Below are 15,988 nucleotides of genomic sequence, written 5' to 3'. Positions count from 1 at the left end.
GCGCTGGCGCTCAGGCCCTCTGTCCGGGAAAGACCATGCTCGCGGTCAGGCCGCGCGCGGCGCCGCCATCCGGGTTCGTGTCGGAAAGCTCCAGCCTGCCCCCATGCAGTGCCATGATCGCCTCGACCAGCGACAGACCGAGCCCGGTGCCGGGCTTGCTGCGGCTGGCGTCGAGACGGACGAAGCGCTTCACCACCGCCTCGCGCTTGTCCGCGTCGATGCCGGGGCCGTTGTCGGCGACCGATAGTTGAAGCGCACCGCCCGCCTTGCCGACTGTCACGACGATCTTTCGCTCGCCTTCGGCTGTCGCACCGTATTTGATGGCGTTGTCGATCAGGTTGGAAAGCGCCTGGCCCACCAGTTCGCGGTTGCCCCTGACCGACAGGCCGGGCGCGATCCGCGTTTCCAGTTCCAGCCCCGCCTCCTCTGCCACCGGTTCGTAAAGTTCGGCGCTGTCGGCGGCGATGGCCGAAAGGTCGATGTCGGACAGTTCGGCGGCGATCGATCCCGCCTCGACGCGGGAGATCATCAAGAGCGCGTTGAAGGTGCGGATCAACTGGTCGGATTCGGTTATGATGCCTTCGAGTGCTGCGCGCCGCGCCGTCTCGTCGATTTCCGCCAGCGCATCGGATGCCTTGTTGCGCAGGCGCGTCAGCGGCGTCTTCAGGTCATGGGCAATATTGTCGGACACCTGGCGCAGCCCCTCGTTCAGCCTCTCGATCCGCCCGAGCATCTCGTTGAGCGAGGAGGACAGCCGGTCGAACTCGTCGCCGGAACCGGACACCGGAAGACGCTGCGACAGGTCGCCCGCCATGATCTTGTGGCTCGCCGCCGAAACCCGGTCGATGCGTTTCAGCGCATTGCGGCCGATGGCGAACCAGATGATGACGGCGCCCAGCCCCATGATGGCGAGCGCCACCATGAGCGCCTGGCGCACCAGCAGACGCAGCTTGCTCGGCTCGCCGAGGTCGCGCCCGACCAGCACCCTGAGCTTGTTGTCGAGGAAGAAGACATGGCCCGCCGCCACGTGCCGCTGCACGTCGCCGCTCTCGTTGTAGCGCTCGTAGCGGAACGGATGGTCGGTCCAGCCCTCGTGGTCGAACAGGCCGGGCTCCACCGAGGCGACGTTGCCGGCGAGGATTTCCCCGTTCGGACCGGCGATGACGTAGAGATTGGCGCCGGGCTGGCGGGCGCGCCGCTCCATCATGCCGAGCAGGCGGTTGATGCCGCCGCGCTCGAAGGCGGTCTCGATCTCCTTGACCTCCTCGTTGAGCGTCTCGCGCGTTTGGACATAGAGGATGCGCTCCGACATCGCCGTCACATAAATGACCAGCAGTGCCGCACAGAGGGCGAACAGCGCGATATAGAGTGCCGACAGCCGAACCGCGGTCGACTTGAACAGGAGCTTGGCGCGGGCGTTCATGGCAGGCTCAGGCCTCGTCCTTGATCATGTAGCCCGCACCCCGCACCGTCTTCAGAAGCGGCTTGTCGAAATCCTTCTCGATCTTCGAGCGCAGCCGCGAGACATGCACGTCGATGACATTGGTCTGCGGGTCGAAGTGATAGTCCCAGACGTTTTCGAGCAGCATGGTGCGGGTCACCACCTGGCCGGCATTCTTCATCAGATATTCGAGCAGCCGGTATTCGCGCGGCTGCAAGGGGATCTCCTTGCCGGCGCGGCGCACCTCGTGCGACAGACGGTCGAGTTCCAGGTCGCCGACCCGATAGACCATGTCCTGTTCGGGCTTGCCCTTGCGCCGGCCCAGCACCTCGACGCGGGCCAGAAGCTCGGAAAAGGCATAGGGCTTGGGCAGGTAGTCGTCGCCGCCGGCGCGAAGGCCGGTGACCCGGTCGTCCACCTGGCCGAGCGCCGAGAGAATCAACACCGGCGTATCGACGCCGCGTTTCCTCAATTCGCTGATGACGGAAAGCCCGTCGCGACGCGGCAGCATGCGGTCGACGACCATCACGTCATAACCGTTCTCTGAGCCCATGAAGAGGCCGCTTTCCCCGTCGCTGGCGTGATCGGCGACAATGCCCGCCTCGCGAAAGGCCTTGGTGATATAGGCGGCGGCTTCGAGATCGTCTTCGATGACAAGTATTTTCATGCGCGCGACATTACCGCCTGCTGTGGTCGTGGCACAACCGGAATCGCCCGGCTGCGGCCCTTGGCCCTGCCCGGTGTTCATGATGGACGTCCTTCTCGGCAAAAGAAAAAGGGCGCCGCGTCGACTAAGACTGCGGCGCCCTTGGATCAGGTCGGTTTAGCGCCATCAGCCCTGTTGGATCGGCAGGGCGACGAAGCGGCTGCCGTTCTCGGATTCGATCTGGAACAGCGCCTTGGTGCGGCCGTCCTTCTTCGCCTGTTCGAGCACCTTCAGAACATCGTCGGCGGTGGCCACCGACTGGTTGTTGACCGAGGTGATCTTCTCGCCGGCCTTCATGCCCTTGTCGGCGGCGTCCGAGTCCGGATCGACGTCGACGATGGTCAGGCCCTTGCCGTCCTCGGCCGGGGTAACGGAGAGACCCATGCCGGCCAGCGCCTGTTCGGTCGCCGGAGCCTGGGGCTCGCCGTTCTGGCTTTCGGGTCCGGCCAGCGCCTGCTCGCTCGGCAATTGTCCAAGCTCGACCTTGAGGCTCGACGCCTCGCCTTCGCGCCAGATCGATACGTCGACCGTGGTGCCCGGATCGAAGGCGGCGATGCGCTTGGCCAGGTCGCGCGGATCCTTGACCGGCTCGCCATTGACGGCGGTGATGACGTCACCCTGCTTGATGCCGGCCTTGCCGCCGGGCGAGCCCGCCTGCGGGGCGACCACGAGGGCGCCGCTTGCCTCCGACAGACCGAGCGAGTCGGCGATATCCTGCGTGACCGGCTGGATCTGCACGCCGAGCCAGCCGCGCTCGACCGTGCCGCCATCCTTGAGCTTTTCGATCACATCCTTGGCGACCGAGGCCGGGATGGCGAAAGCGATGCCGACATTGCCGCCCGAGGGCGAGAAGATCGCGGTGTTGATGCCGACCACTTCGCCGGCCAGGTTGAAGTCCGGACCGCCGGAATTGCCGCGGTTCACGGCCGCGTCGATCTGGATGTAGTCGTCATAGGGGCCGGAGCCGATGTCGCGGCCGCGGGCCGAGATGATGCCGGCCGTCACCGTGCCGCCCAGGCCGAACGGGTTGCCGACCGCCACGACCCAGTCGCCGACGCGCATGTTCTCGTCCTCGGCGAAGGTCACATAGGTGAACTTCTGCTTCGGATTGTCGACCTTGAGCAGGGCGAGATCGGTGCGGCTGTCCTTGCCGACCAGCTTGGCGTCGAGTTCCTTGCCGTCGTTCATCACGATGGTAAAGGCGGCGCCGTCATCGATGACGTGGTTGTTGGTGACGATATAACCGTCCTCGGAGATGAAGAAGCCGGACCCTTGCGAGGTCGGGCGCAGACGCCCCTTGCCGCCATGCGGCATGCGGTCAGGGCGGCGCTCGCCGTACTGTTCGCCATCAGGGCCGCCGAATTCCTTGAAGAAACGCTTCAGCGGATGATCGTCGGGCAGGTCTTCAAAACCGCGGCCGCCGAAACCGAAGGAGAAATTGCTGCTGTCGGTGGTCTGTTCGACATTGGACTGGACACGGACCGAGACGACGGCCGGAGACACAGCCTCGACGACGTCGGCGAAGCTCGGCACCTGCGCCGCCTCGACCTTCACGGCCTCGGCATAGGCGGGCGCCACGGCAACCGGAAGCGCGCCGGCCAGCATTGCGACGGCCAAACCCGCAGCGGTCGAGTTCTTCAGGATTGTCTTGAGCTTGGAGCGACCAATGGGTGCGGACATGTGTTCTACCTTCATCTGTTCTTCTGACTGGAGCCCCGAAAAACCCCGGGGGAAGCGGTGGATGATGTAGATATAGGGCGCCTCACCTTACTGCGAACTGTACGGGAGATGAAATCTTTGTAATCTTTCGGGACGTCGAAACCAGCGGCCGCTCACTCGTCGAGCAGCTTGCCGAGCCGGGCCTCTTCCTCGTCCGAAAGCCGCTTCGGCTCCGGCCTGCTGCGTCCGCGTGCATAGGCGACGGCAACGACCAGCCCGACCACGAACAGAAATGCCGGCGCGCCCCACAGGATCAGCGTCTTGGCCGACAGACGCGGGTTCAAAAGCACGAATTCGCCGTAGCGCGACACGACATAGCTGATCACCTGCTCGTCGCTGTCGCCCGCCACGATGCGCTCGCGCACCAAAAGGCGCAGGTCGCGCGCCAGATCGGCATTGGAATCGTCGATCGACTGGTTCTGGCAGACCATGCAGCGCAGATTGGCCGAAAGATCCCGCGCCCGCTGCTCCAGCTTCGGATCGGCAAGCCTCTCGCTCGGATCGACGGCGAGTGCCGGAAGGGGGGCGAGGAGGAGAAAAATCAGAAGGAACGAACCAAAGCCCCCTCTGGCCTGCCGGCCATCTCCCCCACAAGGGGGGAGAAGACGCACGGCAAGGCTCCGCGCCCACATTGACAGCCAGCTGAGACGAAAAAGCCCCTCCCCCTTGTGGGGAGGGGTTGGGGAGGGGTTTGTACCGTGATGAGTGTCTTTCATTCCGCCGCCTCCAACGCCCCAGGTGCGGCCGTCTTGGCATGCCGCTTCGGCACGCCGACACGCAGGCGCCGGTCGGAGAGCGAGACGAAGCCGGCGACCATCATGACCAGCGCACCGTACCAGATGCACAGGATGTAGGGCTTCCACCAGATGCGCACGACGATGCCGCCGCTGTCCATCATGTCGCCGAGCGACACGTAGAGCTGGCTGACGCCGAAGGTGCGGATTCCGGCTTCGGTGGTCGGCATGCGCCGCGCTGTATATAGCCGCTTCGACGACCAGACGTCGCCCTTGTCGATGCCGGCCTCGCGGATGGTGAAATGGCCGCGATCCTCGGTATAGTTCGGGCCGACGGCCGACTTCATGCCGTCAAAGGTGACGGTGTAGCCGCCCGCCTCCACCGTCATGCCGGGCTTCATTTCGACCACGGTCTCGGTCTCGAAGGTCGTCACCGCGACGATGCCGAGCACGGTCACGCCGAGGCCGAAATGAGCAAGCGCCGTACCGATCGCCGAGCGCGGCAGGCCGTTGAGGCGCCGCAGCGCCACCCCGGTTCCAACCTTGCCGAAGCCTGCGCGATACCAGAGATCGGAGAGAGCGCCGAAGATCAGGAAGAAGCCGGCGGCAAGGCCGAACACGGCCAGCACCGGGCCGCCGTTCTCGACATAGTAGAGCGCCACGGCGAGCACGAAAGCGATGCCGGCGGCAAAATAGAGCCGCTGCAAGGCTGCATATAGATCGCCGCGCCTCCAGGCGAGCATCGGGCCGAACGGTACGGCGACGAGAAGCGGCGCCATCAGCAGGCCGAAGGTCAGGTTGAAGAAGGGCGCGCCCACCGAGATCTTCTCGCCGGTCAGCGTTTCGAGCAGCAGCGGGTAGAGCGTGCCGATCAGGACGGTAGCGGTAGACACCGTCAGGATCAGGTTGTTGAGCACCAGCGCGCCCTCGCGGGAGATCGGGTGGAAGATCCCGCCGGCCTTCAGCAGGGGAGCCCGGAAGGCGAACAACGCGAAGGCGCCGCCGATGAACAGCGTCAGGATACCGAGGATGAAGATGCCGCGGCTCGGATCGGTGGCAAAGGCATGGACCGAGGTCAACACGCCGGACCGCACCAGGAAGGTCCCGAGCAGCGACAGCGAGAAGGTCATGATGGCGAGCAGCACCGTCCAGATCTTCAGGGCATCGCGCTTTTCCATCACCAGCGCCGAATGCAAGAGCGCCGTGCCGGCAAGCCAGGGCATGAAGGAGGCGTTCTCGACCGGGTCCCAGAACCACCAGCCACCCCAGCCGAGCTCGTAATAAGCCCAGTAGGAGCCCATGGCGATGCCGGCGGTCAGGAAGGTCCAGGCGGCGAGTGTCCACGGGCGCACCCAGCGCGCCCAGGCGGCGTCGATCCGCCCGTCAATCAAAGCGGCGATGGCAAAGGAGAAGCAGACGGAAAAGCCGACATAGCCGAGATAGAGCAGCGGCGGATGGATGGCGAGTCCGACGTCCTGCAGGATCGGGTTCAGGTCCTTGCCCTCGGCCGGGATCGGCGACAGGCGGACGAACGGGTTCGAGGTCAGCAGGATGAACAGCAGGAAGGCGGAGGAAATCCACGCCTGCACGGCCAGCACATTGGCCTTCAGCCGGTCCGGCAGGTTGGCGCCGAAAAAGGCGACGAGCGCGGAAAACAGCGTGAGGATCAACAGCCAGAGCATCATCGACCCTTCGTGATTGCCCCAGACTGCGGAATAGCGATAGATCGCCGGCATCATCGAATGGGAGTTTTCCCAGACGTTCTTCACCGAAAAGTCCGAGACCACATAGGCCCAGGTCAGCGCAGAAAAGGAGAAGGCGACGAGCAGGAACTGCGCCATGGTCCCGGTGACTGCGACCGCCATCAGGGCCGCGTCGCCGCGCTTGGCGCCGATCACCGGCAGGATGGCGATGATGATCGATGCGGCCAGTGCCAGCACCAGGGCATAGTGGCCAAGTTCGATGATCATTGGGTCTTTTCCTCCTCCTGCCAGACACCGTCTTCCTTCAGCCGGTCGGCAACTTCCTTCGGCATGTAGTTCTCGTCATGCTTGGCCAGCACGCTGTCGGCGGAAAAGACCGTGCTGCCGGCCTCGAACTTGCCCTCTGTCACCACGCCCTGACCTTCGCGGAACAGGTCCGGCAGGATGCCGACATAGGTGACGGGAATGGTCGCCGTGCCGTCGGTGACGGAGAACTTGACGGTCGATCCCTCGCCGCGCACCACCGAGCCCGCCTCGACGAGGCCACCGAGGCGAATGCGCGTGCCAGGCCCGACCGCCGTCTTCTCGAGATCGGCCGGCATGTAGAAATAGGCGACCGACTGACCGAAGGCGAACATCACCAGAAGCACTGCGGCGATGATGAAGCTCATTCCGCCGGCGATCACGGCCAGTCTTTTCTGCTTGCGGGTCATTTCAATGCCTCCTCAACCGGCAGGCCGAGTTCGCGGCCCATCGCGATCAACTGCTTGCCTTCGTCCTTCTCCGCCGGAAAGGCCTGAAGGGCTGTCTTCAGGGCCGCGAGCGCCTTGTCCTTCTCGCTCAGCATCGCATAGGAGCGAACGAGGCGCATCCAGCCTTCGAAATTGTTCGGGTCTTCCTTGAGCTTGGCGTCCAGCCCCTCGACCATGCCGCGGATCATCGCATTGCGGTCGCCCGCCGACATGCCGGCCGCGGCCTCGACATCGCTTTCGCTCGGGCCGCCCGGCGCCTTGGAGGCGGCCTGCCCGGGCGAACCCGCAGCCGGCGCGCCGCCATTGCTGGCGATATGCTCCTGCACCAGCGGCAGCCAGGGCGCGTCGGCCGGCGAGGCCTTGGCGATCGCCTGGAAAGCGATCAGGGCCTCGGCCTTCTTACCGGCCTGCTCGAGTGCAAGCGCCAGATAGAACTGCGCACGCGGATCGCGCGGATCCAGCTTCAGCGCTTCGGCGAAGGCCGAGCGCGCGTCGTCGGTGACGATCCCGTCATTGCCGGCGACCAGCACCTCGCCGATCCCGTTCATCCGCGCCGGGTTGGTGCCCAGCAGGCGGATGGCGTTGCGGTAGGCCAGTTCGGCATCACCAAGGCGCTGCATCTTGAAATAGATCGGCGCCAGCACGTCCCAGCCCGAGCCGTCATTGGGATTTGCGGCCAGATGACGTTCGACCTTGGCGACCAGGAGTTCGATATTGCCTTCCGGATTTTCCAGCCGCGCGGCCAGCGGTGCGGCCGGCATGTCGGGATTGCCGGTCTTCAGGTAGAGCCCAAGCCCTACCGCGGGAAGACAGAGAATGACGAAGGCCTGCGCGAGCTTGTTCAGGCTGCTTGTCCGGCCGATCTCGCCGGGGATCTCGCCCTTTCCCGAAACCGCCAGCAGCCGGCGGCCGATCTCGGCGCGGGCGTAGGACGCGTCCTCGGCGGAGATCAACCCTTGCGCCTTGTCACGCTCGAGTTCCTTCAACTGGTCGCGATAGACGGCGGCTTCGCCGGCATCGTCTATGGGCGTGGGCTCGGTCCCCTTGAGAAGGGGATAAAGAAGGGCGACGGCCACGGCCACCGTCAGAAAGGCAGATACGATCCAGAACAACATGATGCCCAATTACTGCAAGCCGAGGCTCGACGCTACAAACAAACTGCCTATGACGCAAAGTTGAGGCGTTTGGCCGCAAGCCGATCGTTAAGGCAGCGCATCCCGGCCGGCCTTGACTTACGTCAAGGGTGTCCAGGTCCCGTTCGGGTTGCGGCAGGCGGCGCCGCGCGCCTCGATCTGCCTGCCCTTGTCGTTCAGCTTGTGGACATACTGGCGGCAATTCTGCTGGCCGACCTGATAGGGCGCGGCCGCAACCACCTGGCCGCTGACGCTCTGCCCGACCCAGGCCACCGGCTGGAAGCCCGGCGCCGCTTCCAGAGCGCGGTACTCGGCCTCCAGCGCCCGCTGCAATTCGCTATTGCTCAGCTTCACGCCGGCGCGCGAGACGATGCCGCCCTGGAGTGCCGAAATATAGAGCGCAGAGGAATTGGTCTTGTCCGAAGACAACAGCCCACCTTTCGATCCGCCGCCGGTCGTGCAGGCGGAAAGCACGAATGCGGCCAGCGCCGTCACTACCACGCCCTTAAAGCGAGAAAACCCCATCGGAACAGCCCCAGTCCCATCCTTGGAACGATCGATCATAACGCCTGTCCTCGCCGTGCTGCGGTACACCCATGGCATCTTTATGGCCGCCCTTGTTTTTTCACAACAAAATTGATCATGCAGTGTCCCGTGTCACAGCCGGCAGCAATAAAGTCGCCTTCAATCCGCCGATCTGGGCGCGGGAAAGGCCGAAAGCCCCCTGATATTCGCTGGAAATCTCCTTGACGATCGACAGGCCGAGCCCGGTGCCCGGCTTGCTCTCGTCCAGCCGCTTGCCGCGCTTCAGCGCCTCGCCGATCTCCTCCGGCGCCAGACCCGGACCATCGTCCTCGACGGTAACCTCGATCCAGCCGCGCCGCGCGCCCTCGCCCACCGTTTGCGGTTCGTGGGTCGCTGCCATGGCAACCAGAACGACCCGCGAACCGGCAAAGCGGGCGGCGTTTTCCAGGAGATTGCCGACGGTCTCCTCGACGTCCTGCTGCTCCATCGCAAAGGCGAGGCCAGGCGCCACCTCGAGGGTGAAGTCGACCTGCGGATTGAGCCGCCGCATGACGCGCACCAGCCTTTCCAGCACCGGCTCCGCCTCGCAGCGCGCCAGCACCGAATCGCGCTGGGCGGCGATGCGCGCGCGGTTGAGATAGGTGCCCACCTGCGCCTGCATGGCTTCCGCCTGGCTGCGCACCACCTCGCCCTGCGCCTTGTCCAGCCCGCGCGCCTCGTTGAGCAGAACGGCGATCGGCGTCTTCAGCGAATGGGCAAGATTGCCGACCTGCATGCGGGCCCGCTCGACGATGCGGCGGTTGCTTTCGATCAGCGCGTTGATTTCGTTGGCCAGCGGCTGGATCTCGCGGGGATAGTCCCCCTCGATCCGCTCCGCCTCGCCGCCGCGGATCTTCTCCAGCGCCCGGCGCGCCCGGTCCAGCGGCTTCAGCCCGATCAGGATGGCAAGCCCGTTGACCACCAGGCCGCCGATGCCGAACAGGGCCAGTCCGGCATAGAGCCTTGTGGAGAAAAAGCCGATCTCCTCCTCGACCACGTCGACATTGCCCGATACGCGAAAGCGCGCCGCCCGGTCTCCGCCATCGAGCACCACCTCGGTCTCGGCCACCAGGATCTTGTTCCCTGCCGCGTCGACCATCGGATAGAAGCGCTCGTAGTGCTCGTCGAAGGGCACCTGCTCGAGGCTTGGAACCGCAAGCTCGGCCATGCCGAGCGAGGTCGAGGCAAGCGGCGCGGCGGAGAAATCACCGAGCGGCTCGACCAGCCAGTACCATCCGGTCTCCGGCTGGGAAAAGCGCAGGTCCCCGAGTTCGGGACTGCCCGACAGGCTGTCGCCGTCGCCGATCGAGACGGAATTGATGACGTTGTAGAGCTGGGCGCGCAGGAGATTGTTGAACCCCCGCTCAACCCCCTGCCGGTAGAAGGCCGAGATCACCAGCGCGATGGTGATCAGCGAGACCGCCGACCACAGCGTGGCCATCAGCAGCACGCGGACGGTCAGCGACCGGGAGACGGGAATCATTTCGCCTCTTGCGGGGCTTGGATGCGATAGCCGAGACCGCGCACGGTCTCGATCATGTCGATGCCGATCTTCTTGCGCAACCGGCCGACGAACACTTCGATGGTGTTCGAATCGCGGTCGAAGTCCTGGTCATAGAGATGCTCGACCAGCTCGGTGCGCGACACGACCTCGCCCATGTGATGCATGAGGTAGGACAGCAGCCGATACTCGTGCGAGGTGAGCTTCAAGGCCTTGCCGTCGACGGTCGCCTTGGAGCTCTTGGTGTCGAGCCGGACCGGACCGCAGGTAATCTCGGAAGAGGCATGGCCGGCGGCACGGCGGATCAGCGCGCGGATACGGGCCAGCACTTCCTCGAGATGGAATGGCTTGGCGACATAGTCGTCGGCGCCGGCGTCGATGCCGGCGACCTTGTCGCTCCAGCGGTCGCGGGCGGTCAGCAGCAGCACCGGCATGACGCGACCGGCGGTCCGCCATTTTTCCAGCACGGTGATGCCGTCCATTTCCGGCAGGCCGATATCGAGGATCACGGCATCATAGGGCTCGGTATCGCCGAGAAAATGCCCCTCTTCGCCGTCGAAGGCCTTGTCGACGACATAGCCTGCCTCCTGCAACGCCTCGACGAGCTGCCGGTTGAGGTTGACATCGTCCTCGACGACCAGAATGCGCATCTATCCCGCCCCTTGTTCTCGCTCGAGCGCCGCGGTTTCCCGCGGCACGGATCAGTTGGAAACCCGCATGGTGACCTTGCGCGGGCGCTCGTTGCCGCTGCCCGGAATGAGCACCGTGATGACGCATTCATTGCCGGATTGGCGCACCGAGAGCAACTGCCCGCCGACCTCCTCGACCACGCGATAGGCGGCGCTGCGGCAGTCCACCCCGCCGCCATTATCACCGGACGATTGCACAAGCACGAGCGGCGGCGTCATGGCACCGGTGCCGACGCGTTCTGCGACGGGCGATGCCGCCAGTCCGACCGCCAGGCCTGCGATGATCATGATGGATGCCATTGCTTCTTCTTCCACACGACGTCTAACTCTCGCATTCTATCTATCGCATGCCTTCTGAATGGCAAATGAATGCGCCCGATCAATTGCGCCGGCCGCCGAGATCGATCGGCCCGCTCGCCCGGACGCGACCGTAGATCGCCAACATTCCGCCCAGCGCTCCGGCGATTGTCGCCAAAGCATCGGCGAGGTTCGCCTGTTCGGCAAGCCCCATTTCGACACCGACATGCCTCAAAAGCGGCGCCGCCATCGCAATCAGCGCGCCCCAAACCGTCTTCGACTGATACCACTGCTTCATGTCGAGCATCTCGCTCTCCCTTTTTTCCTGGATCGTTGTTGGAAGTGGATGGGGTTTATGAGATCCCCCGTTTCGGGGGCGGCGTGTGCCGATGGGATGAGTTGTCCAGGCGTTCTGTCGTTGCCTTGGCGACCGAAAATAGCTGCCAGAACCTGAGCAGATGCCCCTCACCCTGACCCTCTCCCCGCAGGCGGAGAGAGGGGTCGGCAAGGCGGTGCCGCTTGGTCCTTCTCCCCGTTAACGGGGGTGAGGAATGGTCGGCGAAGCCGACGAAACGATCCAGTGAATCGTTTCGAATGACGAACGCCCTGAGCCCAGGCGAAGGGCCGGCCGAGGTGCCGGCAGGCGGATGAGGGGCAGTCACCGGAGACCAATCATGATGGACGGTTGGCAGGGAAGAAATGCAAAAGCCCGCACCCTCACCCCACCACCAGCTCCGCCTCGCTCGCAATCCCCTCGGCCACGCGCCCCAGCTGTCGCACCCGCACGCGAATACTTGCCTGCAGACTTCCAAAATCCGAAAGCTCCTGCGCCTGCGAATAGACGAACCGCGCCTCGCCGACCTCCACCATTCGCCGGACCGCGGCCCCGTCGAGGATCGCCAGCCGATGGGCCTCGGCCAATTCATCGAGCGGCACCTCTGCCGGCAGCCAACTGTCTGCATCGACGCGGGACCTGCGAACCCAGGAGAACACGACGTCGCCGTCGCCGGACCGCCGGGCCCTCAGATGCACCGGCGACAGCGGCGTCTGCGCTCGCACCCCTCCGGCAAAGCTGCCGAGCGCGACCATCTCGGCGGCCATGCCGAGCGGCTCGGCGATGTAGTCGCGCGACAGCCCCGCCTCCTCGGCCGAAAGCCCGAGCGGCTTAACCGCCGCGTCGAGCACAACGACGGTCGCGCCGGCATCCGCCCCAGCGGCCATCGCATCCTCGGTCCCCGCCAGACCGCGCAGCAACGCCGTCAACCGCCAGCGCCCGGCCGAGATTTCCTCCGCTCCGGCATAGCCGATCACCTCCCACGCCCCATTCAGCGCGCGCAGCGCCAGTCTGTTTTCCCCCTCGAGCACGGCGAGCGGACTTGCCGAGGCAAGGCTGCCGAAGGAGAGATCCACCACCAGCGCCTGCGAATGGTCGAATCGGCCGGAGACGCCGCCGGACAGTGCGACCGCCAGCCGGCCCAGTCTCGCCGGTCTGTCGAGCATGGCCCGCGCGCGAAAAACGCCATTCCCGGCAGAGGACGAGATCGCCATGCGCCGCCAGGGCCGCGCCAGGCCGGCCACGCAGGCGAAATCCGCGGCCTCGCCGACCGTGTAACGCGGCAGATCCATCAAGGTGACAACGGGATCAAAGCCGACCGAGCCCGGCCGGTCCGGCGTGCGCCCCGTCCCCGCACTCGCCGTCGTCGCCGAGACCGCCGCAGCCACTTCGCGCAGGCTCAGCCGCCGCACCAACCCGTCATCGATCTCGCCGACCAGAAACCGCCCCTCCGGCCCCTCGGACAGCGAAAGTACATCGCCCGGCTGGACCGAAAGCTCCGCCGGCCCGAGCGAAAATTCCAGCCGCCGCCGTCCGATGCGATGGTCGCGCAACATGCCCTCGGCGAGCGACAGCGCCGTCTCCTCCGCCAGAACCGCCGGCAGGTCGCGCGCCATCTGCCTTTTCGTTTCCGCCTCGATCCGCCGCGAGCGGGCCGAGGCCTCGCCGTAATCGCTGGCCGGGTCGTAATAGGTGAGCGAAGCTTCCGCGGCAAAATCGCTGTCGTGGCCGCGCGTCTCGCGCCACAGCGGCTCGTCCTTCACATCGGCCAGCACCTCCACCTGCCGCGCCGGCAGGCTCGCCGCCATGCGCGACCGGAATATAAGCCGCGCCCCGTCCTCGACGATGTCGATCAGGAAGCTCTCCGCCAGCGGCTCGATCAGGCTTCTCGCCGAGGCGAGATCGCCCTGCACATAGCCCGTGAGGTCGCCGCTCACCTCCGACACGTCGTAATCGGCAAAGCCATGATCCTCGAGCAGGGCTGCGAGCACATCGGCGAGCGTTCCCGCCCCCAGCCGCCCGTTCAGCCAATGGCCGGTGCGCCAGTTCGTGCCGTCGGCCCAGAGATCGAGATCCTGCGGAAAAGCCGGCTGCGGCCGCGCATCCCAGGTCCACAGGAAGATCTGAGCCGGATCGACCATGCCCGCCGGCGTTTCCCCGCCCTGCCAATGCCCAAGATGCGCTTCGAGAAACCGCCGCTGCTGGCTGTCGGACCGCGCCCCGCTGGAGAAATAGGGCAGCGCGCCTTCCGCCGATTTCGGATCGCCGAACACGTTCGGCTGGTTCCCCCCCTTGTCGACCGCGGCGCAGCCGAGCTCGGTGAACCAGAGCGGCTTCATCCCCGGCGTCCAGGCGCTCGGCGCCGGCTTTTCCGCCCCGCCGATCCGGTCGAAGTGCAGATTGCTCCACCAGCCTTCGATATCCTTGAAGCGAAACACCCAGAGCTTGCCCGCCAGCCCGTCGCTGATCGGTGAGCGCACGCGCCCCGCCCGGTCGGCCTCGCTGGCATAATACCAGTCGAACCCCTCGCCCGCCGCGATCTGCCCGGCCATGGCCTTACCGTCATCAGCCAGCCGGAACCCGTCCGGATTGGCGTTCTCCAGATCCGCATCCCGCCAATCGGACAGCGGCATGTAATTGTCGATCCCGACCGCATCGATCGCCGGATGAGCCCAGAGAGGATCGAGATGGAAGAAGACATCGCCCGAGCCGTCCGCCGGATGATGGCCGAAATATTCGCTCCAGTCGGCGCCGTAGGTGATCTTCGTCGAGGCCCCGAGGATTGCCCGCACGTCCGCCGCGAGATCCGCCAGCGCCGCAACGAAGGGAAAGCCGTCGGCTTCATCGCGGAGCGTGGTCAGACCGCGCAATTCCGAGCCGATCAGGAAACCATCCACCCCGCCGGCCGCTTCCGCCAGCAGCGCATAATGCAGCACCATGCGGCGATAGCCCTCATCGCTGCCCTCATAGGAAACCGTGGTGCCCGAAACGTTAAAATCGCTTGCCCCGGCCGCCCCGCAGAAATCCGCGATCATGCCGGGGATCGCCGCCGACCGGTCGGGCGACCCTGGCCATCCCGGCGCCGGATGGCAGGTGATCCGCCCGCGCCAGGGATAGGCCGCCTGCTCCGTCCCGCCATAGGGATCGGGCAGGCCATTGCCGTGTGGAATATCCATCATGACGAAGGGATAGAGCACCACCTTCAGCCCGCGCGCCTTGAGGTCGGCAATCGCCTCGACCACGCTTCTGTCGTCCGGCGTGCCGCCATAGGCCGGGCCGCCGTCGTGGCGGCTGACCAGATAGGCCGCATTGCGCGTCACGCCCGACACCCGCCAGTCCCGGCTCTCGTTGCGGCTCCCAACCTCGACGCCCGGCACCACCCGGCACTCTCCGGCGCGCAGATCGGTGCCGAACCAGGACACAACCAGCGCGACAGTCTCGAGATTGGGGCAGAGCGCCTGCAGTTCGTCGATCGAGGCCTGCCAGTCGGTATGGGCGACCAGCGTATTGCGATTGAGAATGCGCGAGGCGCCCTCGCCCGTCCGTTCCCTGACCTGCGCCGTCGCATAGCCATGCTCGGTCGAACCGGGAATGACGGTTACCGCCTTGACCATGCCTTCCAACGCCCCGACCGGCCGAATGACCTCGAACTGCAGCAGCGGAATACGATTGCCGAAATCGTCCAGCGGCAGCCGCTCGAACACCACATAGGAAAGCCCGCGATAGGCCGGCGCATTGCCTGCCCCCTGTTTCGCCTCGATCAGCGGATCGGGCAACTGGTCCTCCGCCCCGGGGTAGAAGCGCATCTCGATCTCGGTGAGGTCGATCTCCTGCCCGTCGGCCCAGACCCGCCGGACCAGAGCCACCTCCCCTTCGCAGAGTCCGACCGCCAGATTGGCGAAATAGCGATAGGTCTTCACCCGCGTGCCGGTCGCCTTGGCGCCGGTCCGCTCGGTCGTCGCCTCCTCCTCGAAGCGCGTCGCCCAGATCAGCGTGCCGCCGAGCCGCGCCGTGCCGTAGAGCCTCGGGATCGCCGCCCCCTCGGCCGCCCCCGGCAGGCGCGCCGCCGAAAGCCGTGCGCCCGACAGCGTCGTTCCGCCGCCGATCAGCGCCCGGTCGAGCATGTTGCCGGCGAGCGCCCCCGCCGCCCGGCCGATGACCGCGCCGAGCGGCCCGAACACCGAACCCAGCGCCGCACCGGCCGCCTGGAAGAGGATTGTCGCCATGGATACCCCTTGCGGCACCCGTCTGGATGCTCGCCTAGATTGTGACAGGATATGGAGGTTCGGGAGCAGAAGCAGCAAGCGCCGCGCCAGCCGGCGCGTCGGCGAAGACGGGCTCCGCCGACCGTGGCAAAGGCCTTGCTCTCGAATGTGGAGGTAGTGCTATGAGGTCTTGGCCAATTGGCATTACGC

13 protein-coding genes are annotated in these 15,988 nt (G+C 65.7%); all 13 read right to left on the bottom strand.

The genetic code is table 11. The features are described 5' to 3' along the window. Positions 1-10: 10 nt before the first annotated feature. The 13 genes from DYZ14_RS05890 to DYZ14_RS05830 all read right to left on the bottom strand — a co-directional run bounded on the left by DYZ14_RS05890 (position 11) and on the right by DYZ14_RS05830 (position 15,799). On the bottom strand, positions 11-1,423 hold the full coding sequence (locus DYZ14_RS05890) for a sensor histidine kinase (protein WP_154719839.1): 1,413 nt from the start codon (positions 1,421-1,423) through the stop codon (positions 11-13). Positions 1,424-1,430: 7 nt separating this feature from the next. After that, positions 1,431-2,189 carry a response regulator transcription factor gene (locus tag DYZ14_RS05885; RefSeq protein WP_154719838.1) on the bottom strand — a complete coding sequence of 253 codons (759 nt, stop codon included), beginning with the start codon at positions 2,187-2,189 and terminating at the stop codon, positions 1,431-1,433. Between the two features lie 84 nt (positions 2,190-2,273). Next, a complete protein-coding gene (locus tag DYZ14_RS05880) occupies positions 2,274-3,827 on the bottom strand; it encodes a Do family serine endopeptidase (protein WP_232365448.1) in 1,554 nt (517 codons plus the stop codon). Between the two features lie 152 nt (positions 3,828-3,979). Then, a complete protein-coding gene (locus tag DYZ14_RS05875; protein WP_232365462.1) occupies positions 3,980-4,411 on the bottom strand; it encodes a cytochrome c-type biogenesis protein in 432 nt (143 codons plus the stop codon). A 167-nt stretch (positions 4,412-4,578) separates the two neighbouring features. Next, positions 4,579-6,570 carry a heme lyase CcmF/NrfE family subunit gene (locus DYZ14_RS05870; protein ID WP_154719835.1) on the bottom strand — a complete coding sequence of 664 codons (1,992 nt, stop codon included), beginning with the start codon at positions 6,568-6,570 and terminating at the stop codon, positions 4,579-4,581. Further along, positions 6,567-7,016 carry a cytochrome c maturation protein CcmE gene (gene ccmE / locus DYZ14_RS05865; protein ID WP_154719834.1) on the bottom strand — a complete coding sequence of 150 codons (450 nt, stop codon included), beginning with the start codon at positions 7,014-7,016 and terminating at the stop codon, positions 6,567-6,569. The genes DYZ14_RS05870 and ccmE overlap by 4 nt, the downstream gene beginning before the upstream one ends. Continuing rightward, positions 7,013-8,170, bottom strand: coding sequence for a c-type cytochrome biogenesis protein CcmI (ccmI, locus tag DYZ14_RS05860; protein WP_154719833.1), 1,158 nt, complete (start codon positions 8,168-8,170; stop codon positions 7,013-7,015). The genes ccmE and ccmI overlap by 4 nt, the downstream gene beginning before the upstream one ends. A 117-nt stretch (positions 8,171-8,287) precedes the next feature. Beyond that, positions 8,288-8,713: a hypothetical protein gene (locus DYZ14_RS05855; RefSeq protein WP_154720163.1), complete on the bottom strand. Its 426-nt coding sequence runs from the start codon at positions 8,711-8,713 to the stop codon at positions 8,288-8,290. Between the two features lie 115 nt (positions 8,714-8,828). Further along, positions 8,829-10,235: an ATP-binding protein gene (locus DYZ14_RS05850; RefSeq protein ID WP_154719832.1), complete on the bottom strand. Its 1,407-nt coding sequence runs from the start codon at positions 10,233-10,235 to the stop codon at positions 8,829-8,831. Then, positions 10,232-10,903, bottom strand: coding sequence for a response regulator (locus DYZ14_RS05845; RefSeq protein ID WP_154719831.1), 672 nt, complete (start codon positions 10,901-10,903; stop codon positions 10,232-10,234). Before DYZ14_RS05845 ends, DYZ14_RS05850 begins: the two co-directional genes overlap by 4 nt. Before the next feature lie 51 nt (positions 10,904-10,954). Next, the gene (locus DYZ14_RS05840; protein ID WP_154719830.1) at positions 10,955-11,242 is read right to left on the bottom strand and encodes a hypothetical protein; all 288 of its coding nucleotides are present in this window, start codon (positions 11,240-11,242) and stop codon (positions 10,955-10,957) included. A gap of 79 nt (positions 11,243-11,321) precedes the next feature. Further along, positions 11,322-11,546 (bottom strand): hypothetical protein, encoded by a 225-nt coding sequence (locus tag DYZ14_RS05835; protein WP_154719829.1) that lies wholly within the window; start codon positions 11,544-11,546, stop codon positions 11,322-11,324. Positions 11,547-11,956: 410 nt separating this feature from the next. Further along, positions 11,957-15,799, bottom strand: coding sequence for a baseplate multidomain protein megatron (locus DYZ14_RS05830; RefSeq protein WP_154719828.1), 3,843 nt, complete (start codon positions 15,797-15,799; stop codon positions 11,957-11,959). Between the last annotated feature and the right edge of the window lie 189 nt (positions 15,800-15,988).

It is taken from the genome of Ciceribacter sp. T2.26MG-112.2 (assembly GCF_900492205.1).
GTDB classification, from domain to species: Bacteria; Pseudomonadota; Alphaproteobacteria; order Rhizobiales; family Rhizobiaceae; genus Allorhizobium; species Allorhizobium naphthalenivorans_A.
This window is presented reverse-complemented; position numbering and strand designations above follow the sequence as displayed.